Source organism: Rhodococcus sp. YL-1, assembly GCF_001942025.1.
GTDB classification, from domain to species: Bacteria; Actinomycetota; Actinomycetes; order Mycobacteriales; family Mycobacteriaceae; genus Rhodococcus_F; species Rhodococcus_F qingshengii.
On the sequence record NZ_CP017299.1, the window covers coordinates 1,454,822 to 1,473,136 of the forward strand.

The window sequence follows — 18,315 nt, forward strand, 5'->3', positions numbered from 1 at the left end:
ATTGATGACTTCTCGATTGGAAGGCAAGATCGCGCTGATCACGGGTGCGGCACGAGGAATCGGGCGGGCTCAGGCCGTGCGTTTTGCCGAAGAGGGCGCGGACATCATCGCGGTCGACGTGTGCACCTCGGTGGAAACCACAGTCACGCCGCCCGCGACGGAGGCCGATCTCGATGAGACAGTGGCGCAGATCCGGGCGCTGGGGCGAAAGGTCGAATCTGCGGTAGTGGACGTTCGGGATCTCGAGGCACTGCGCAGTGCCGTGGACTCGGCCGTCGGAACGCTCGGTGGTCTCGACATCGTCTGCGCTACAGCTGGTATCACGTCCTCCGACGGGGCCCTGACCATGTCGGAAACGATGTGGCAGACCATGGTGGACGTCAATCTGACCGGCGTGTGGCACACCACGACCGTCGCGGCTCCGCACTTGATCGCGCGGGGCGGGGGATCGATGACACTCACAAGCTCCATCGCCGGACTTCGGGGGCTGGTCGGAGTCGCGCACTACACCGCAGCCAAGCATGGAGTCGTTGGTCTGATGCGTTCGCTGGCAAAGGAACTGGCTCCGCACAACGTACGCGTCAATACGGTCCATCCCACCAACGTCGACACCCTCATGATTCAAAACCCGTTGGTGCGCGGCAAGTTCCGCCCCGATCTCGAGAACCCGACGCGCGAAGAATTTGCTGCCGCAGCGATGACGATGAACATGCTCGCCATTCCGTGGATCGAACCGGTGGACGTAGCGAACGCTGCTCTGTTCCTGTCTTCCGACGAGGCTCGCTACATCACGTCGGTCGCCCTGCCGGTGGATGCAGGAAGTTCGTCCCGCTGAGGTTTCGAACAGCTGAAATCTTGAACAGCTGAAATCTTGAACAGCTGAGGTTTTGACACGCTGAGTTCCGCCACGGTGTGTAGCGTCGGTTTCACCTAACCGAAAGGCGTACACCGTGGCGGAACGGCGCTATCTGGAAGTCACCGTCGGGACCAACATCGTGATGGTCCTCGACCACCGCACGGTGGAGGTCTTCGACCGCACCGCCGCGAGCACGAGCGAAGTGGCTCGTTGGCATGTCGAACACATTGCGGTGAAGGCGAAACCGTCGAAGTCGGGACTGAAACTCACCATCGGGAACAGGCTCGCCGACGACTCGATCGCGGTAGCGGGTCCACGGGCATCGCTGACTGTTCCGCCGGAGAACGAGGCAGCCGTCATCGCGTTCTTCGACGAGGTCAAGGCTGCTCGGGCGTGAATCGGCAGAAGACCTTCGGCGCGGATGATTCGGATTCTCTCGGCGAGCATGTCGTACGCTGCCACGATAGCGTCCCGGTACGAATCCCGGTTTCATCCGGCGCAGAGGATTCATCTGCGTGACGATCGACCACCACTGACCAGCCACGTAATCGTGCATGGCTAGTCAGTCGAAAGGCCGGCGATATCAAGCTTTACGCGCGGCGGCATGGGCCCCGGCGACACGGCCGAATGCGAAGGCGTCGGCAATGTGGAATCCGCCGTCCTTCGCCGCGCTGTAGGTGGAACTGACCGCGCCCGCGGCGTAGAGGCCAGGAATTGGATTGCGGGCAGTATCGAGTACGCGGGAATGACCGTCGCGGCGCGGCCCACCGCTACTCCATCCCAGCAGTGGCGACCCGGAGACGGCGTAGAACGGAGCGGTGGCCACCGGGGCCAAAGTTTCGGGATTGCGGCCGAACGAATGGTCGATGCCGTCCGCGCACGCCTCGTTGTAGCGTCGCACGCTCGTTTCCACGACTGTTGGGTCCAGTCCGAGTTTCTCGGCGAGTTCGGCGAGCGTGTCCGCCTTGAGGATCCATCCCTTGTCGATCTCGGCTTGATTGTCCGAGCTCCACTCGTACCCTTCGTCGAGAACCCTGTGGCCGACGGGCAGTGCGTCGCGGCCGGGGCTCAGCTGTCCGGCCAACCTCATCGTCTCGTCGAAGACGACGTTCATCGGTTGCACCGGAAAGTGTTGGTAGGAACCCTCTCTGAACACATGACCATGCCGCATTTCGGCTGACTCGTCGGTGAAGCGTCTACCTTCCCGGCTGAGGAACACATAGTTGTGCGCGTTCCACAGTGCGAGGAAGAATCCAGTCGGATTTTCGAGGTCGCCGGGAATTCCCGTAATGGTCATCATGTTGTTCATGTGCCACAGATCGGCGCCCACGGCCTGTGCCATGCGGTGACCGTCGCCGGTTGCCGATGGTGAGCCCCAGATCTTCGGATTCTCCAGACGCAAGTAGTCGCGCACCATCGTCGGATTTGCTTCGAATCCTCCGGTGGCAAGGATGACGCCCCGGCGTGCCTGGATCTGCGAAGTCTTTTCACCCGAACGGATCTCGACTCCGGTCACCGCTCCGGATTCATCCGTCAGCAGTCCGGTGGCTTCGGTGTCGAATAGTGTTGTGACGCCGCGTTCAGCGAGAGCGGAGACGAGGAACCGGTAGAGAAGCTCATTGCCCATCTTCCCTTCGACGGTGTCCATCCCTGCGTAACAAGAACTTCCGTCAAGTTCGGCGAACTCTGCCGCGGAATGGAAATCGCCGGTCATCGCTACAGTTGCACCCAGACTGCGGATCCAGTCGGACAGTCCGTGAGTGTTCTCGGCCCAGGCATCGATGACGTCCTCGGCAACGGGGAACTCCCCGTTCAACGAACGCAGGAAGGTTCGGGCGGCAGCGGGGTCCTGGTTGACGAACCATCCACTGCCGGACAGTCGAGTGTTGCCGCCCGCGGAATCAGGTCCGCTCTTTTCCAGAATCACGACCGATGCGCCGTCGGCGTGCGCTTGGAGCGCTGCGGCCGATCCGGCAGCGCCCGATCCGATGACGAGTACGTCGACAATGTTATCCATGTCACAGAAGGTATTGCGGAATGGTGGTGCGGCGAACCCACCTTCCCGATGAGCGAGAAAGTCAGTGGTCGACGCCGCAGAGACGTCGCCCCGGGGGCCAGGCGAGGTAGAAATTCAGTGCGTCAGGGGTGGCGCCAAGAGTGCGATATCGCGCTGTGACGTTTTCGAGACCCTAGCGTTATAGATGTGGTTGTGTCGGCGAAACCTGCCGGTGGCAGAGTTCGTCTGGAACGCAGTGACCGACACGGTTGGTTATCCGACGCACAGTGATTCATCGCTGATTCGGGCGGTGGGGCACGCCGAGTCCAGACAAGAGGCTTTCATGACTACGATCAACGAACGTTCTTCAGCTGCAAATGTTCTCGATCTCTTTGACAGCGCCGGCCGAGAAGGGCATCGGTACAGTATCGACGTGGAAAGCTACACCCCTTCGTATGCGGTACTGAGACTTGCCGGAGAATTGGACATGGGTCAGCGGGTGGAATTGGTGCACGCGCTCGACCGACTTCTCCTGATCGGAACCGATATTCACGTCGATCTCTCCGGCGTGACCTTCATGTCGTCCGGAGTGGCGAATGCCGTTGTCGATGCTGCGGGGCGTGGCAACAACCGCATTCGCTTGTTTGCCCCGACGCGAGCGGTCTCCATGATCTTTCAGGCTCTCGGCGCCTCCGAACTCATTGCGGGCGTTGCCACGTCGACCGCTGATGCTCTCGGTGCTTGAGCCGGAAACAACTCCCACGAACGATGTAAAGTGAGCAGTGCTCGATACGCGTTGACTTGGTATCTGGTCTGATCTGCGTGTCGATGTGCACTTTGCGGCGCGGGATCAGGTTGTCGTCACCGGGTTGCGCCGAGATTTGCGGTAGTCTCGTTCGGTGTCGAGCAGCCGGCGCTGCCATCGACGCGTCCGGCCGCATGAACGCTTGGTGGTCCCGACTCGTAGTGAAGAGCCACACCATGGCGTATGACACCAGCAACGGTTCGACATCGTCGAATTCTCCGATCACCCAGTTCTCCGATGTGATTGGTCTGGAAGTAAGCATGCAGTTCGCACCGATACGCCGCCTCGACGACCACGCACTTGCAGGCGCCGAGTTGCAATTGCGTGGGCCTGACAATTCCTCTCTGTGTTCGGCGCATGCCCTCCGTCGCGCCTCGCAGTTGATGCAGCAACGCTCGGAATTCGACAGTCACAAACTGGCCATGTCCCGTACTGCACTCGCATGCACCGTCGCGGATCGCCTGCCGTTGCTGGTGGCAGTCGACTCGGCTTCCCGAGCAGCTCTGAACGCTCCTGGTATCGAAGGAGCGACGAGAAATCTGCAACGGATCGTCATCACGGTTGACAGCGCATCGGTGCTTACCGATCCCCACAACTCTCTGGCAGTGATCAGAGAAGCCCGCGCGGGCGGGCGTCTGATTGCACTCGACGGTGTCGGCATCGACAGGCACTCGGCGACACTTCTGTCTTTGGTCGAACCCGACATCATTATCACTTCCGCTGAATTGCTTTCCAAGGCAGCATATTTCGAAGTGGGAACGACGGTGCACGCGCTCGGCGCCTACGTCGAGCGATCGAACGCGATTATCCTTGCCGAGGGTGTCGACTCGGAATCGTCCCGTCTTGCCGCAATCACCATCGGAGCCACATACGGAACGGGTGAGTTGTATCCCGCAGTCGACGATCCGAGTTCACTGTTGTCCGAACCGGTCGTCGCGATGCCCGACAGTCCGGTGTGGAGTGATCCCATCCCCGAGGTGGGCACTCCCTACTCGATCGTGTCTGCTCACAGCCGGATCCGGCGCGGTACCAAGCGTCTGTTGATCCAACTGAGCAAGTCCCTCGAAGCGCAAGCCGCCACATCGGGTTCCTCGATGCTTGTTCTGGGCACCTTTCAACAAGCCGAGCATTTCACCGCATCCACAACAGCACGGTGGCGTCACCTCGCCGATACCGTAGGGTTTGCCGGTGTCTACGGTGTCGGACTGTCCGTGATGCTCGACGGTAAAGTTCAACACGCACCGCTCGACCCGGGTGATGATCTCGTCAACGAGTGGACGGTCGTCACTCTGGGACCACACCATGCGGCGATGCTGTCGGCGCGAGATCTTCATGACAACGGTCCAGATCTCGAGCGGACCTTCGACTTCGTGCAAACCTACGATCGCACCACCGTCACCCAGGCAGCGCACTCTATTCTTCGTCGTTACCCCAAGACGAATTCGTGAACCCCGTACCGATGTTCTCGACGTTCGCCGCGAGCGCTGCCCGACCGGCGATCGTGGCTAAGGAGTGGCCGGGCGCCGCGCAGCACGTCTCTTTGCTGCAGAGTTGAGTAGATACCTTTCGGCGACCGTGTAGTCCGTGACGGTTGCGCCATCCGGCGCTGTGGTGTGGGTGAGCAGTTCGAGATAGCGGCGACGGAAGACATGGGCGTCGGATTCTGCGAGTAGGAACTCCGCCGCTGCGACGACCTCTGGTTTCGGAGCAGCGCGTGCATGCCGGTTTCGGGCGGGCCGAGTGCTCATGTTTTCCTCTGGATTTCGAAAGCGTCTGTGCCGGTAGTCATGTGCGAGTCGATCTTGACGTCGGTTCGGTCGCTACCGGTCATGAGAAGTCGTGAGTGGTTTCAGATCGATCGGTTGTCCGTCGGAGGGGAACGGCAAGGACATGTAGTTGAGAGGGGCGGTGTAGCCGGGCGCGACCTGCCAATCGAAGCGTGTGAGCAGGTGGTGCATGATCGCTTTGATTTCGACGCCGGCGAAGTGCATGCCGAGGCATTTGTGCACGCCTCCACCGAACGGTTCCCAGGCATACCGGTGCACCTTGTCTTCACGTCGGTGGTCCGCGAAACGTTCGGGATCGAAATGTTCGGGGTCGGGCCAGTACTGCGGCATGTGGTGAGTGAAATGTGGCACCACTGACACGTAGGTCCCAGCGGGTACGAAGTGGTCCTGTATCTGGGTGTCACACACCGCTCGGCGAGCCATGACCGGCACGGGAGCGACGAGTCGGAGGCATTCTTTCATCACCAGGTCCAAGCCGGCGAGTTGGTCGAGTTCGGCATAGCTCGGCGTCGACGTACTCAGTGCGAGTGATTCCGCCCGACATCTGTTCTGCCACTGAGGATTCTGGCCGAGATATTGCATCATTGTCGAGATGGTGATGGTGGAGGTGTCATGTGCGGCCATCAGCAGGAAGATCATGTGATCGATCACCTCGCCGTCGCTGAAGCGCTGTCCGGTGTCTGATTCGATGTGACAGAGAACGGAAAACAGGTCGTCGGTTTCGCGTGAACGGCGCGCAGGTAGGTAGCGGCGGAAGAAGTTTTCGAGGGTTCGGCGCCCGTCGAGGCCGCGCTTCCATCTGGTGCCGGGAACTCGATAACGGATCACCGAGGTTGCAGCTTGCACGCAATCGACGAAAGCTTTTTTCACAGAGTCGATTTCGTTGTCAGTGGTCCCTTCCGCGCCGCCCATGAAGATGTCGGTCGCGAGGTTGAGTGTGAGAGCTTTGAGAGCGGTGTAGGCGCGGAAGCCATCGGACGGAGTCCAGGCGTCGAGCGCGGAGGCGATCGCGGGATTCAGCACGTCCACGGTCTTTTCGAGACGCGATCTCGTGAAGGCTTGTTGCATGATGCGTCGTTGTCGTAGGTGCTCTTCGGAGTCGAGAAGCATCAGACCCCCGTGAAAGAAGGGACCGATGAGCACTGACCACCCGTCGCTGTTGACAAAAGCGCGGTCCTTGTTCTGGAGAACTTCTTGGCATGCGTCGGGTCCGAGGGCTGCGACCCACCGTCTACCGGCCATCGAGAACCACGAGACCTCGCCGTAACGATCCCAGCGTTTTTGCATCAGAGCTAGAGGGTCGCGGATGTATTCGAAAGTTTGCCCTATTCCGGGTAGTCCCGAATTGCCTGAGATGGGACGCAACTGCGACCGGATGGGTGGAGCGGCCAGGATTTTCGACATCACGTACCTGCCTTCCGTTTGCATCTGACAGTGGCGCCTGTCAGATGGGGGTAGTCTGCGTCACAGTCGCGTTGTCTGTCAAGATCGACTCATGGCTTCTCCCACACCCCGTCGATATGCCGGTCTGAGTGGTGAGCAGCGGGCCGCGCTTCGGCGTGAAAGCTTGCTCGCAGCAGGACTGGACGTGTTTGCAGCCGCGGGCAGGCAGGGTGCCACCATGACCGCCATCTGTGCGCATGCCAAGCTGACAGAGCGATATTTCTACGAGAGTTTCACCAGCAGGGACGAACTCCTCCAGCAGGTTTTCGACGGAATCGTCGACGAGGTGCGCGTGGCCGGAATGGCTGCACTCCGAACGACCGATGGGACACGGGAGGAGCGCGTGCGGAGCGCCATTGCTTCGTTCGTCAACATCCTGACGGACGATCCTCGAAAAGGGCGTGTCGCGATGGTCGAGTCGGTGGCTTACGAGCCGCTGCGCACTCACAGGCGGGGAGCGCTGCGTGGGTTCGCGCAGATGGTGGCCGACGAGGCTGCGCTCTTGTACGGCGATCGAGCTTGGCCTCCCCATCAGGGTGAGATCAACGGATTACTGTTCGTGGGCGGCCTGGCCGAATTGGTGACGGCCTGGCTCAACGGCGAAATCGACATCACGCCCGCTGAGATCGTGGATGCCGCAACCTTCCAATTCACATCCACAGCGCACCGATGAAACGCGGGGCCGGCGATGCGGACTGCCAACTCCAGTGGGCGGCATGTGTCGTGATTCGAGGCAGTTTCGGGTCTGAATTGTCGATGACACTGTCCGCGCGGGTCCAGGGCTCTGCAGCCGCGAAGTACAGACGTTGGCCGCCGACATAACGGTTCATCGACGGGTGTTCCGGATCCGCGTTCGTTCCGTCGCGAAGGTTCATTCGCTCGGCGGTGATCTCGAAGGGCACGTCGAGAAAGATCGAATAGTCCCATCGGGAAGCAAATTCGTCCCGATGCAGAAAGAGTCCCTCGACGAGGACCACGGCTCCGTCGGCTGCATGCAAGTACGCGTCGCTGTCCCGTCGTGGTCGGTACTCGCGGTCACCTCCCGGTCTCAGAGGGGCGAGAACATGACGCTCGAGGGCGTCGTAGTCGTAGCTGTCGAGCCAGAAGCCTTCCGGTGACAGCCGACCTCTGCGATGGCGAATCTCCGGCGGATTGAGGAAGTCGTCGACGTGAATCACAATGGCGGGGCGTTCATTCAGCTGTGCTGCAAGACTTTTCGTGAATGTCGTCTTGCCGCTCCCGTCGACGCCGTCGATCGCGACGACGGGAGAGCCGCGCAGCGCGTTTATTTCGGCGGCCAAGGTCTCGAAGACCGTCTTGGTGCTCATCGAGCAGTTCTTCCCGCGCTCGTAGCGACGCGAAGAGGCCCGGTGTCGTACAGGATTCGGTGGCCGTCTTCGAGGACGCGTCGAGTGCCCGCGTCGAGCGGAAGGTCGGCCCAGCTCTCGCTCGCGAAATTCAGTTCGACGAGAAGACCGGACCGTAGGCGGAAGCGTCGTTCTCGGACTGGCCCCCAGTTGGCGGCTCTGATGAATCGCGCGTCGGGGCGGAGCCGGTCGAACCAGTCTTCATTTGCGAGCGCGTTCGCGTCGTCGGCCAGGATCATCAGATCAAGATCACTCGCCATACGCTCCGCGCCGCGCGCGTAGGACCCGACCAGCGCTACAGCTTTGACGTCATCGTGCTCAGCGGCCCATCGTTCGACGTCGACGAGCAGCGCGTTCACCGCACGTCTTCATCCCTTCAACCTTGCTGACATACCGGCATCATTCCCCATCGCCACCCTTCTCCGTAGCTTCGCCGGGGCCTCTATCCTGGAACTGTCAGTGACAAACCAGGCGGAGGGATGCGTATGTCCAAAATGAGAGAACTCAGCCGATGAAAGCAATCATCGTGTGTACCTCTGTCTCCCATGGCAATACGAAGCTGATCGCCGACGTCATCGGAGAAGTTCTCGATGCTCGCGTGGTCGAGCCCGGTGACATCGACGCCGCGCAGCTCGCCGACTACGACCTGGTGGGGTTCGGCTCCGGCATCTACCTACGCTCGTACCACGCAGATTTACGCTCGTTCGTCGAGGCACTCCCCGAAGAACGGCGATCCAAGGCTTTTGTCTTCGCCACCAGTGGTTTTCCTGACAAGGGGATTCATCGCTTCTCGCGTCCACTGGTTCAGTTGCTCGAACAGAAGGGCTTCGATGTGGTCGCAGCCTTCTCGTCCCGTGCGTGGGATACCTATCTCCCGTTCAAGCCGTTCGGCGGTATCCGGAAGGGGCGGCCGAACGCCGACGACCTGGAATCGGCGCGCATGTTCGCCGAAATGCTACGCGGAAGCGTTCAGGACAGCTTGCCCGGCACCGGGTAGCTGCGCAGGCTCATCTCCAGCTCACCGGCGTCGGCAAGGTCGTTGATCGTCTGGCGCAGAGCGCCACACGTCCGTTGAGCGTTGGCACGGCTGTTCACGCGACCCAACTCCGGGCACACTTCCTGCGACTCTTCGAGCCATTGGACGCTGGTGTGCGCTTCGCTGTACTTCTCGACGAGGACGCGATTTCCGCAGTTGCGGCAACTGACCTGACGCATCAGCGTGCAATCAGATCGGCCGGTGACCAGAAGGCGCGCATGCTCGTGATCTTGGCGTCCTCGTCGAAAGTCATGACGTCGATCGGTTCGACCTCGTAGACCTGATCGCCCACCGGTGTGACGACGCGGAAGTGGAAGGCCGCGCTGGATCCGCTCACCCGCAAGGTAAGCAGTTCCGTCTCTTGCGAACCGCCCTCGAGAGCGCCGTAGAACTCGGTGATCGCGGCCTTGCCGACGCGGGGTTCGCTGCCGACCGGGTCTTCGAGCGTCGCGTTCTCGGCGTAGAGGGCGGCGATGTCCGCTGACGATCCGCGAGCCACGGCGTCGAGGTAGGTGGTAACCGTCGCCGTGATCGCGGCCGTGGTGTCTGGTTCGAGAGTGGTCATCGAGTTAGTCCGATCAGTCGAGAAGTTCAGGGTCTGACAACTACTTCGGACGCTATCGGTGCGGGCTCGATTCGGCGCCGGCATCTCCCACGCAGCGGGACAGCCTGAGCACTCAGGCGTCGAAGCGTCCGAACCCGCCGCGGTAGAACAGAAGCGGACCGTCGTGGCGCAGCACGTTCAGATCGGTGATGCGTGCGACGACGATGGTGTGATCACCGGCGTCGTGCTCCTGCTCGACCGTTGCTTCGATGCGGGCGAGCGCGCCGCTCAGCGCCGGAGCACCGTTGCCGGCGGCATCCCAATCGACGCCGAGGAACTTGTCCGTCCCGCCGCGAGCGAACGCCGAACACATGTCCTGCTGATCGTGGGCGAGAACATTGATGCAGAGAGTTCCCGTTTCGCGAAGCTTCGGCCAACTTGTCGACGTCTTCGCCGGGCAGAACGAGAGCAACGGGGGATCAAGCGATACCGAGACCAGGGACTGGCAGGTGAAACCGAGGGGTGAATTTCCGTCGTGAGCGGTGATGACGGTGACGCCGGTGCAGAAATTGCTCATCACGTTGCGAAGTGTGCGTCCGTCCAGAACTGGCGGCTCGGCGTTTTCCACGGTCATGTCGTCTCCTTGTTCAAATCTTTTGTTCAAAACTCTGCAAACAGCTTCAGAAGCAACGATGTGTGGCGCCGCGGCCGTAATCCAGCGGCAGTCCCACTCAATGGCAGCAATGGCTTCTCGGCACGGGTCAGGACCGACCGAGTGGCAGGTGGAGGGGTTTCGAGCAAATTTGATCCCGCTCAGCGGTCCGTTCGGATTCTACGAAACCAGCAAATGACCAGTGATTGTTAGACTTCGGGCATGTCCGAACCTGATGACGTGTCCCGAGGACTTCCCGCTACCAGCTGGGCAGTGCTCGGGATGCTGACGTTCGGGGAGGAGCTGACCGGAAACGATTTGAAGAAGTGGGCTGACTGGAGTGTCGGCTTCTTCTATTGGAGCCCGTCCATCAGCCAGGTGTACGCAGAACTGAAGAAGCTCGAAAGCATCGGGTTCGTGGAGTCCCGGGTCGTCTCCGAACCAGGGGTGCGAGGCAAGCGCCTTTACTCCATTACTCAGTCAGGAACCGACGCCGTCCGGACGTGGTCACGGGAGGCACCGGTGGAAGTTCCGGTGCTCAAGCACGGTGTGATGTTGCGTCTGTGGATGGGACACCTCAACGAGCCCGAGCGACTGAAGGCGCTGGTGGAAGCCCACATCGCCAATGTCGAAGAGCAGATTCGACGCGCGAAACTCCACGCAGATCATGCCGAGAACGAGCCGGCCTGGTCGTTCCCGGTCATGACGTTGCGATGGTCGGAACGGTACTTCCGAGCCGAGATCGAACTTGCTCGCGAACTGCTCGACGACATCGATCGTGCGACCGCCGAGTTCGCGAACGTCGCCGAGCACGACCGACTGGGATCACCGTTGCCCTCGACGCCTGGCAAATGGAAGAACGTCGAGGAGTACGTGTTGGCGCTCGAGCAAGCCGGGCTCACCGGCAACGGTTCGAGTATCTGAGTCAGGCCCCGGCTGCGGTCGGCATGTTGCGCAGCAGATGACGACGTTGCAAAGTCGGAGTGACGCTCAGCGATCCGCCGTCGATGCCTCGCCAAATGGCAGCGGCCGCCATACGGACCGGCGCTGCGCTGACGTGGTCGAGGCGGAGGGCCTTCGACGGCGCGCAGATGGATACCGCGGCGACGGCGCGGCCGATGGGGCCGATCGGTGCCGCAAGACAGCTGAATCCCGGTAGGCCGTTTCCGGATTCGAAGGCCACCCCGGACTCGCGGATTCTGGCGAGGTGGGGCAGTGCGTAGCCCGAGGACTTCGGCGAACCGAACGCGAGCAGTGCCTGACCGATCGCAGTGGTCTCGGCGCGGCGTCGACCACCGACACGCGTCGGCACTGCGGCGGCGAGGCGTCCGCCGATCTTCTCCATGTAGACCACATCGGGCCCGTCGAGGATGCCGAGGTGAACCACAAATCCGGTGACTCGGTAGAGCTCATGGAGAAGGGGCATGGCTGCAGCGTGGAGGCGGTCCTGATGAACCGCGAGCGATCCCAGTTCGACGAGGCGCATACCGAGTTCGTAGTCACGGCCGTCGCGACGCAGCCAACGCATCGAGACAAGACGTTCGAGCATGCGGTGGGCAGACGAGCGGGGAAGGCCCGTGCTCCGAACGACTTGAGCGAGCGTCAACCTGCCGGGACCGTCGAAGGCGTCGAGAACCAGCGAGACGCGATCGAGAATTGCTGTCGGGGCCGAATCGGCGCCTAAAGCATCCACAGCCTGCAGTGTCATCGTGTACCTCACTTCTCTTAGAGCTCCACAACCAGTGAACTGGCTATTTCAATTAGAAATAGTGTCATAGAGTTACGGATTTGTGAAGTGGATCACCGGTCTGTTTTCGGGCGCGTCGCGGGTGGAAACGACGAGGGGGTTTGCGCGAATGCTCGCGCAAACCCCCTCGTCGTTTAACTACTGGCAGGTATTACATCGCCACCGGCAGGTATTGATCGCCACCGGCAGGTATTGATCGCCACCGGCGGGTACTACATAGCTGCCAGTGGTTCGCTTCCGGACCAGTCGTGGCCCCAGTAGCTGTCAGCGGTGATCTCCTCGGAGGAGTACGAGTCCTGATCCACCCTCGCGCCCTCGGTGCCGAACTCGATGTCCCAGCCGCCGGGTGCGCGGACGTAGAAGGAGATCATCTTGTCGTTGGTGTGACGACCCAGGGTCGACGACACGGAGAATCCGTCCTTCATCACGCGGTCGAGTGCCTGGCCGACGGCGTCGAGGGTGTCCACCTCGACCATGATGTGAATCAGGCCGGGTGCGCCGCCGTGCGGTGCCGGGCACAGGGCCAAGCTGTGGTGACGCTCGTTGACGCCCATGAAACGGATTCGCAGCGGCCCGAATTCAGGCGGGGCCGGCAGGCGGAAGGCGCCGCGCGGGTAGAAGCCGAGCACCTCGGTGTAGAAGTCGAAGCTCGCAGCACTGTCCATGACGGGGAGTACGACGTGGCCGAGACCCTGTGAGCCGGTGACGAATCGAGCGCCGAAGGGCGTCACCACGGGGCTGTGGTCGAGGATCGCTCCGTGGAAGACCTCGATGGCTGCTCCGCCGGGATCGGTGAAGGCGATGACCTCTTCGACCCGTCGAGCATCTGCTTCGGCGAGCGAAAGCTGCTCGACCTCGGTGCCGTTCTTTTCGAGTGCTTCTTGAACGCGGCGCAGTGCGGCGTGGTCGGCGACCTCCCAACCGATGTTGACGATCTCGTCGCGCTCACCCTCGACGACGACGATGCGAGCAGCACGCTCGTCGAGTCGTAGGTAGAGCGCGTTCTCGTCCGGCCCACTGCCCTTGGCGAAGCCGAGAACGTCGAAAGCGAAAGTGCGCCAACGTGCCATGTCGTTGGTCGAGATCTTGGCGTAGCCAAGTCCCTTGATGTCAGTGCGTGTCATCGTGTCTTTTTCCTGTCGATTTCTTGTGTCGAAGTCTGATCAGATCATCGCCCGCAGCGGACCCTGCGGGTCTGCGCCGAGACGGCTCAGTGATGCGGCGTGGAAAACGGTGCTCGGCACGTGAATTGCGTGATGCTGTCCAGCATGAGCATCGCGCCAGAATCGCTGAAGCGGCTTGTCCATCCGCAATGCGTTGCCACCGCAGCGTGGGTAGACCTGATCGATTGCGTTGACGGCGCGCCAGGCGGCCTGTACCTGAGTCTGACGTCCCTCCGCGCGCTGCTCGAAGGTCACTTCCTTGCCAGCGTCCACTCGATCCCACATGCGGTCGACGTTGGCAAGCAGGGTGTCGCGCGCAGCCCGGATGTCGGCGGTTGCCTGACCGATGGCGAACAAGGTGTACGGGTCGTCCTTGATCGCCGTGCCCTGCGCGTTGATGCGATCGGCTTGGTACTCGTTGGCGTGGAAGAGCATTCCCTCGCAGATGCCGATCGTGGCGGCGGTGATTCCGAGGGGGAAAATGTTCGACCACGGCATGAGGTACAGCGTCTCGGTGCGCCCGTACTTGCGCACTGCCGTGCCGTCGATGACCTCGTCGCAGTCCATGACGCGGTAATCGGGGACATACGCATCCTTGACTACGAGATCCTTGGAGCCGGTGCCGCGAAGTCCCATGACATCCCACGAGTCTTCGATGATCTCGTAGTCGGTGCGCGGAATGATCACATGGAGCATGCGCGGCGGCATCTCCATGTTGCCGTCCTTGTCACACGCCATCGCGCCGAGGAATGCCCAGTCGCAATGGTCGGTACCGGAGGAGAACTGCCAGCGACCGGAGAACTTGTAGCCGCCGTCGGTGGGGATACACATTCCGCCGGGCATGTACGGCGATGCCATCCAGGTGTCGGGATCGGATCCCCAGATCTCCTGCTGCACCTTGGGATCCGCGAACGCGAGTTGCCACGGGTGAACTCCGACGATCCCGTGGACCCAGCCGGCCGACGGGTTCAGTGAAGCCATCCGCATGACGGTTTCGGCGAATTCGCGCGGATGCGCCTCCATGCCGCCATGTTCCTTGGGCTGCAGCATGCGGATGGAACCGATTGCCTTCATCTTCTTGGCGGTGTCGTCGGCCACCCGGCCGATCCGCTCGGCCTCGATGCCTTCGGCGAAGATGTCGTCGGCCATCGCGTTGATCTGTTCGAGCACTTCGTACGTCATGTTGTTCCTTGCATCCAGTCTGTTTGTCTCAGCAGTGTTTTCGACTGCGGATCAGGAGGTTGTCTCGAGTGCCTGGGCGTCGCGTGCGGCAACGTTTTCGGCGACTTCCCGCTTCCAGCTCTCCACTGCGCGGGTGGTGTCGATCTCGAATTCGAAGCGCTTCGTCATGTCTTCCGTGACATTCTCGACGTCGGTGTAGAACTGGTTGTACCAGCGACGCAACTGGTAAACCGGGCCGTCCTCCTCGGAGAGCAGGGGGTTGTCGATCGGAGCTTTGTTCTTCCAGATCTCCACGTCCTGAAGGAATCCCATCTCGACGCCCTCGGTGAACTGCGCGGCCATCGCGGCAGTGGACTCGTCGTCCATACCGGGTAGCTTCTTGACCATCGCGCCGTACTGCAGGACGAACGCATTGTTCGAGATCGGGTAGTGGCAGTTGATCAGGACGGTCTCGATGATCTGCCCGTTGGCTTCGCTCTTGATCCAGTCGATCATGTACGACGGTCCGAAATATGAAGCATCCGAACGGAGCACAGCGTTGGGATCGCCGTAGTTGGTGCCGCTGATGACGTCCTCACGTCCCACCGATTCCATGTACTGGCTCGCGACATGACCTTCGAAGATGTTCTTGAAGTACTTGGGGAACGAGTAGTGAACGTAGAAGAAGTGGGCCATGTCCACGACGTTGTCCACGATTTCGCGGCAATGAGAGCCTTCGATGGTGAGCGTGTTCCAGCTCCAGGCGCTCCACTCATCGCTTCCGAAGCCCTCGATGTCGGGGATCGTGACCTCGGCGGGCGGGGGATTTCCCTGGGGATCGTGCCAGACGAACAGCTGACCGTTCTTCTCGAGAGTGATCCATGCCCGCGTCTTGGCCAGCGGCGGAACGCGTCGTGCGTAGGGGATCGCCGTACATTTTCCGTTACCGCCCCAACGCCAGTCGTGGAACGGGCAGGCGATCGAATCGCCCTTGACGGTTCCGTGAGCAAGGTTGCCACCCATGTGGCGGCAGTAGGCGTCGAGAATCTTGATGTCGCCCTTGCTGTCGGCGAAGACGACAAGGCTGGTGCCGAATGCCTCGATCTGGTGGGGCTGACCGTCGCGATAGGTATTGCTCAGTCCGAGGCAGTGCCATCCACGTGCGAACCGTGCGGGAGGCGCTGCCGCTTCGATTTCTCGAATTTCCTCGCCGGCGCCCGTCTGCGTCGGGGTGTCCGTAGTGGTGAGTGGGCCGGTTCCGAGTGCCATGTCTTCCTCCGAGCCGCGTCTTGCGACGCTCCAGTGATGTGATCCGTCTCATACAACGACGAAGCGTCCGCTGGAGATACGGCAGTTCCCGCTGGATGGAACGCCTACTCGGTGACCTGCAGAGATTCAGCTCGCGAGTGTCGCCACATCGTCGATCGCGTAAGTCGCCCAGGCCCGGGCAGTGACGACCCCAGCGGGATCGGTGGCGACCAGAGCTACGTCGGCCACGCTCTCGTGGTCCTTCTCGTACGTCGCGAGCACTGTCACGGAGCAGTGCAGATCTGTTCCCGTGGAAGTCGCGGTGGAACGTCCGCGGAAGCGTCGTAGTGACGCCGAGCCGTAACGACGAGCAGCGAAATCAGCAAGGGCGGCAACGGGATCGGTTCCGGTGCCCGCTGTCGGGACTTCCCGGACGAAGACCTCGGCCACCAGATGTCCGGTCTGGTCGTGGTATTCGGTGATCCGCTCGAGTGTCGAACTCAACGCCCTCACGGATCCGGTGAGCAGTGCGCCGGGATCGGGGCGTCCGAAGAACACGACGTCCTGCTCGACGACGGCCCCGTCGGGTGCCGAGCGCACGGTGCCGTACAACGAGTCGAAATCGGAGAGGAGCGTGGTGGCAGTACGCGGAGCAGTTGCCGTGAAGTGGGCGGTACCGAGGTTGGTAGTCATGACACTCTCCGTTGGACGCGACCGAGACGCTGTCGTCTCGGTGGGTACATCGACGCTAACCACCGCTCACGCGGGTGACGACGGGCTTCCCGCTGATCGGGAGCATTCTCGGATTCGATCGAAGAGGTGGAACCTGTTCCAGTTTTGTGCAATTCTGGATATCGTATCCGTGACCGGGAGCACATCTCGATGACTGCACGCGCCGAGCAGAAGGAAGACCAGATGACAGACGAGTTCGCTGACCTGCACCGACCGGTATACGGTCCGGACCTGCTCATCACCGCTCTGGAACGCAATCACGACAAGCCCGCGCTGTACCTCGGCGACGTGATCCTCACCGGCGGTCAGATGCGCGATCAGATCAGCTGCTTCGCCCAGGCGCTCGCGTCTTTGGGAATCACTCAGGGCACCAGCACCGCGATGCTGTCGAAGAATCGCCCCGAGGTTCTGATCAGTATGGGCGCGACCATGATCACCGGCTGCCGGGCGAGCGCCTTGAACCCGATGGGATCGCTCGACGACCACAAGTACATCGTCGACGACGCCGAGATCGAGACGCTGATCTTCGATCCCAATGCCTTCGAAGAGCGCGCCGCCGAGTTGAAGGCGTCGTCACCCTCGTTGACCAACGTGCTCTCGATGGGGCCGTCCGAGGTGGGAATCGACATCCTCGCGCTGGCTGCCACGTTCGAGCCCGCGCCGCTGAAGGCAGCGCACGTCGACGCCGAAGACGCCAGCAGCATGGTGTACACCGGTGGAACGACCGGCAAGCCCAAAGGTGTTGTCGGATCCTTCCGTTCGGGTGCTGCGCTCAATCAGATCCAGATGTCGGAGTGGCAGTGGCCCGAGGACAACCGCTTCCTCATCTGCACGCCACTCTCACACGCAGGTGCAGCGTTCTTCATCCCGACCTTGCTGCGCGGCGGTGCGTTGATCGTCCTGCCTGCCTTCGAGCCAGGTGCTGTGCTCGAAGCGATCGAGAAGCACAAGATCACGGCAACCATGTTGGTGCCCACCATGATCTACATGCTCATGGACCACCCCGATCTGCCCAAGCGGGACGTCTCGAGTTTGCAGACGCTGTTTTACGGAGCGTCCGCGATGTCTCCCGCCAGACTGCAGGAGGGCATCAAGAAGTTCGGTCAGATCTTCTTCCAGTTCTACGGTCAGACCGAGTGCGGCATGACTATCTCGGTGCTGCGCAAGGAAGAACACCTCGCCGACGATCCGGCCCGCCTCGCCACGTGTGGGCGTCCGGTGCCGTGGCTCGACGTCCGGTTGCTCGACGACGACCTCAACGAGGTGCCGCAGGGAGAACTCGGTGAGATCTGCGTCCGTGGCCCGCTGATCATGAAGGGCTACTGGAAGAAGCCGGCCGAAACCGCCGAGGCGTTCCGGGGTGGTTGGCTGCACACCGGCGACATCGCGCGCAAGGACAAGGACGGGTTCATGTCCATCGTCGATCGCAAGAAGGACATGATCGTGACCGGTGGTTTCAACGTGTTCCCCCGCGAAATCGAAGACGTGATCTCGGCGCATCCGTCCGTCGCGTCGGTGGCGGTAGTCGGTGTGCCCGACGACAAGTGGGGCGAAGCCGTCAAGGCCTGTGTCGTACTTCGTGCCGGACTGACCGTCGACACCGAGGAACTGGTCGACAAGGTGAAGGCAGCCAAGGGTTCGGTTCACGCTCCCAAGAGCATCGACTTCGTGGAATCACTCCCGCTGACACCGCTGGGCAAGCTGGACAAGAAGGCGCTGCGCGCGCGGTACTGGGAGACCAGCGCCCGCGCGGTCTAGGAACCAGCGTCGTGTAGCGA

At 61.5% G+C, this 18,315-nt stretch carries 21 protein-coding genes; 8 read left to right on the forward strand and 13 right to left on the reverse strand.

Annotated features, from left to right (window positions below; all coding sequences use genetic code 11):
• Window positions 1–4 precede the first annotated feature (4 nt).
• Window positions 5–835: a mycofactocin-coupled SDR family oxidoreductase gene (locus tag BH682_RS06795; protein ID WP_063314848.1), complete on the forward strand. Its 831-nt coding sequence runs from the start codon at window positions 5–7 to the stop codon at window positions 833–835.
• A 115-nt stretch (window positions 836–950) separates the two neighbouring features.
• Window positions 951–1,253, forward strand: coding sequence for a hypothetical protein (locus tag BH682_RS06800; protein ID WP_042924156.1), 303 nt, complete (start codon window positions 951–953; stop codon window positions 1,251–1,253).
• A gap of 186 nt (window positions 1,254–1,439) precedes the next feature.
• On the opposite strand, the gene BH682_RS06805 is transcribed toward BH682_RS06800, so the two are convergent.
• Window positions 1,440–2,873 carry an FAD-dependent oxidoreductase gene (locus tag BH682_RS06805; RefSeq protein ID WP_054187130.1) on the reverse strand — a complete coding sequence of 478 codons (1,434 nt, stop codon included), beginning with the start codon at window positions 2,871–2,873 and terminating at the stop codon, window positions 1,440–1,442.
• 412 nt (window positions 2,874–3,285) lie between these two features.
• Here BH682_RS06805 and BH682_RS36680 point away from each other — a divergent pair, with 412 nt between their 5' ends.
• Complete coding sequence (locus tag BH682_RS36680; RefSeq protein ID WP_223304622.1) at window positions 3,286–3,597, forward strand: STAS domain-containing protein; 312 nt, start codon at window positions 3,286–3,288, stop codon at window positions 3,595–3,597.
• A 236-nt stretch (window positions 3,598–3,833) separates the two neighbouring features.
• Entirely contained in the window at window positions 3,834–5,105 is a 1,272-nt protein-coding gene (locus BH682_RS06815) for an EAL domain-containing protein (RefSeq protein WP_080726745.1), read from the forward strand.
• Between the two features lie 57 nt (window positions 5,106–5,162).
• Here the strand turns inward: BH682_RS06815 and BH682_RS06820 are convergent, their stop codons facing one another.
• Complete coding sequence (locus BH682_RS06820) at window positions 5,163–5,405, reverse strand: hypothetical protein (RefSeq protein WP_042452212.1); 243 nt, start codon at window positions 5,403–5,405, stop codon at window positions 5,163–5,165.
• 72 nt (window positions 5,406–5,477) lie between these two features.
• Window positions 5,478–6,848, reverse strand: coding sequence for a cytochrome P450 (locus BH682_RS06825; protein WP_007726721.1), 1,371 nt, complete (start codon window positions 6,846–6,848; stop codon window positions 5,478–5,480).
• 91 nt (window positions 6,849–6,939) lie between these two features.
• Here BH682_RS06825 and BH682_RS06830 point away from each other — a divergent pair, with 91 nt between their 5' ends.
• Window positions 6,940–7,560 (forward strand): TetR/AcrR family transcriptional regulator, encoded by a 621-nt coding sequence (locus tag BH682_RS06830; RefSeq protein WP_039972697.1) that lies wholly within the window; start codon window positions 6,940–6,942, stop codon window positions 7,558–7,560.
• On the opposite strand, the gene BH682_RS06835 is transcribed toward BH682_RS06830, so the two are convergent.
• Together BH682_RS06835 and BH682_RS06840 are read right to left on the reverse strand one after the other, a co-directional pair.
• A complete protein-coding gene (locus tag BH682_RS06835; RefSeq protein WP_075832510.1) occupies window positions 7,538–8,215 on the reverse strand; it encodes an AAA family ATPase in 678 nt (225 codons plus the stop codon). The genes BH682_RS06830 and BH682_RS06835 overlap by 23 nt on opposite strands.
• Window positions 8,212–8,613, reverse strand: coding sequence for a nucleotidyltransferase domain-containing protein (locus tag BH682_RS06840; protein ID WP_003944289.1), 402 nt, complete (start codon window positions 8,611–8,613; stop codon window positions 8,212–8,214). The genes BH682_RS06835 and BH682_RS06840 overlap by 4 nt, the downstream gene beginning before the upstream one ends.
• Before the next feature lie 152 nt (window positions 8,614–8,765).
• Here BH682_RS06840 and BH682_RS06845 point away from each other — a divergent pair, with 152 nt between their 5' ends.
• Entirely contained in the window at window positions 8,766–9,251 is a 486-nt protein-coding gene (locus BH682_RS06845) for a flavodoxin family protein (RefSeq protein ID WP_003944338.1), read from the forward strand.
• On the opposite strand, the gene BH682_RS06850 is transcribed toward BH682_RS06845, so the two are convergent.
• From BH682_RS06850 to BH682_RS06860, 3 genes are all read right to left on the reverse strand, one after another.
• Entirely contained in the window at window positions 9,224–9,469 is a 246-nt protein-coding gene (locus tag BH682_RS06850; RefSeq protein WP_003944366.1) for a hypothetical protein, read from the reverse strand. The genes BH682_RS06845 and BH682_RS06850 overlap by 28 nt on opposite strands.
• Window positions 9,469–9,855: a nuclear transport factor 2 family protein gene (locus tag BH682_RS06855; protein WP_003944423.1), complete on the reverse strand. Its 387-nt coding sequence runs from the start codon at window positions 9,853–9,855 to the stop codon at window positions 9,469–9,471. The genes BH682_RS06850 and BH682_RS06855 overlap by 1 nt, the downstream gene beginning before the upstream one ends.
• A gap of 112 nt (window positions 9,856–9,967) precedes the next feature.
• Window positions 9,968–10,468, reverse strand: a complete 501-nt coding sequence (locus tag BH682_RS06860; protein WP_075832512.1) for a flavin reductase family protein — start codon at window positions 10,466–10,468, stop codon at window positions 9,968–9,970.
• Between the two features lie 240 nt (window positions 10,469–10,708).
• On the opposite strand from BH682_RS06860, the gene BH682_RS06865 reads away from it, so the two are divergent.
• Entirely contained in the window at window positions 10,709–11,410 is a 702-nt protein-coding gene (locus tag BH682_RS06865) for a PadR family transcriptional regulator (protein WP_003944324.1), read from the forward strand.
• Between the two features lies 1 nt (window position 11,411).
• Here BH682_RS06865 and BH682_RS06870 read toward each other — a convergent pair whose 3' ends face one another.
• From BH682_RS06870 to BH682_RS06890, 5 genes are all read right to left on the reverse strand, one after another.
• On the reverse strand, window positions 11,412–12,194 hold the full coding sequence (locus tag BH682_RS06870) for an IclR family transcriptional regulator (RefSeq protein WP_007726735.1): 783 nt from the start codon (window positions 12,192–12,194) through the stop codon (window positions 11,412–11,414).
• Between the two features lie 251 nt (window positions 12,195–12,445).
• Window positions 12,446–13,357, reverse strand: a complete 912-nt coding sequence (gene bphC / locus BH682_RS06875) for a biphenyl-2,3-diol 1,2-dioxygenase (RefSeq protein ID WP_075832515.1) — start codon at window positions 13,355–13,357, stop codon at window positions 12,446–12,448.
• Between the two features lie 39 nt (window positions 13,358–13,396).
• Complete coding sequence (locus tag BH682_RS06880; protein ID WP_003944352.1) at window positions 13,397–14,578, reverse strand: acyl-CoA dehydrogenase family protein; 1,182 nt, start codon at window positions 14,576–14,578, stop codon at window positions 13,397–13,399.
• A 51-nt stretch (window positions 14,579–14,629) separates the two neighbouring features.
• On the reverse strand, window positions 14,630–15,826 hold the full coding sequence (locus BH682_RS06885; RefSeq protein WP_058038551.1) for a Rieske 2Fe-2S domain-containing protein: 1,197 nt from the start codon (window positions 15,824–15,826) through the stop codon (window positions 14,630–14,632).
• A 126-nt stretch (window positions 15,827–15,952) separates the two neighbouring features.
• Window positions 15,953–16,498 carry a hypothetical protein gene (locus BH682_RS06890; protein ID WP_063314844.1) on the reverse strand — a complete coding sequence of 182 codons (546 nt, stop codon included), beginning with the start codon at window positions 16,496–16,498 and terminating at the stop codon, window positions 15,953–15,955.
• Window positions 16,499–16,720: 222 nt separating this feature from the next.
• On the opposite strand from BH682_RS06890, the gene BH682_RS06895 reads away from it, so the two are divergent.
• Entirely contained in the window at window positions 16,721–18,295 is a 1,575-nt protein-coding gene (locus BH682_RS06895) for an AMP-binding protein (RefSeq protein ID WP_039972740.1), read from the forward strand.
• Window positions 18,296–18,315: the final 20 nt, after the last annotated feature.

Excerpts from the sequence above, each read along its gene's own strand:
- BH682_RS06795 (WP_063314848.1), top strand. The coding sequence starts at position 5 with ATGACTTCTCGATTGGAAGGCAAGATCGCGCTGATCACGGGTGCGGCA.
- BH682_RS06805 (WP_054187130.1), bottom strand. The coding sequence starts at position 2,873 with ATGGATAACATTGTCGACGTACTCGTCATCGGATCGGGCGCTGCCGGA.
- BH682_RS06815 (WP_080726745.1), top strand. The coding sequence starts at position 3,834 with ATGGCGTATGACACCAGCAACGGTTCGACATCGTCGAATTCTCCGATC.
- BH682_RS06820 (WP_042452212.1), bottom strand. The coding sequence starts at position 5,405 with ATGAGCACTCGGCCCGCCCGAAACCGGCATGCACGCGCTGCTCCGAAA.
- BH682_RS06825 (WP_007726721.1), bottom strand. The coding sequence starts at position 6,848 with ATGTCGAAAATCCTGGCCGCTCCACCCATCCGGTCGCAGTTGCGTCCC.
- BH682_RS06830 (WP_039972697.1), top strand. The coding sequence starts at position 6,940 with ATGGCTTCTCCCACACCCCGTCGATATGCCGGTCTGAGTGGTGAGCAG.
- BH682_RS06835 (WP_075832510.1), bottom strand. The coding sequence starts at position 8,215 with ATGAGCACCAAGACGGTCTTCGAGACCTTGGCCGCCGAAATAAACGCG.
- BH682_RS06845 (WP_003944338.1), top strand. The coding sequence starts at position 8,766 with ATGAAAGCAATCATCGTGTGTACCTCTGTCTCCCATGGCAATACGAAG.
- BH682_RS06850 (WP_003944366.1), bottom strand. The coding sequence starts at position 9,469 with ATGCGTCAGGTCAGTTGCCGCAACTGCGGAAATCGCGTCCTCGTCGAG.
- BH682_RS06855 (WP_003944423.1), bottom strand. The coding sequence starts at position 9,855 with ATGACCACTCTCGAACCAGACACCACGGCCGCGATCACGGCGACGGTT.
- BH682_RS06860 (WP_075832512.1), bottom strand. The coding sequence starts at position 10,468 with ATGACCGTGGAAAACGCCGAGCCGCCAGTTCTGGACGGACGCACACTT.
- BH682_RS06865 (WP_003944324.1), top strand. The coding sequence starts at position 10,709 with ATGTCCGAACCTGATGACGTGTCCCGAGGACTTCCCGCTACCAGCTGG.
- BH682_RS06870 (WP_007726735.1), bottom strand. The coding sequence starts at position 12,194 with ATGACACTGCAGGCTGTGGATGCTTTAGGCGCCGATTCGGCCCCGACA.
- bphC (WP_075832515.1), bottom strand. The coding sequence starts at position 13,357 with ATGACACGCACTGACATCAAGGGACTTGGCTACGCCAAGATCTCGACC.
- BH682_RS06880 (WP_003944352.1), bottom strand. The coding sequence starts at position 14,578 with ATGACGTACGAAGTGCTCGAACAGATCAACGCGATGGCCGACGACATC.
- BH682_RS06885 (WP_058038551.1), bottom strand. The coding sequence starts at position 15,826 with ATGGCACTCGGAACCGGCCCACTCACCACTACGGACACCCCGACGCAG.
- BH682_RS06890 (WP_063314844.1), bottom strand. The coding sequence starts at position 16,498 with ATGACTACCAACCTCGGTACCGCCCACTTCACGGCAACTGCTCCGCGT.
- BH682_RS06895 (WP_039972740.1), top strand. The coding sequence starts at position 16,721 with ATGACAGACGAGTTCGCTGACCTGCACCGACCGGTATACGGTCCGGAC.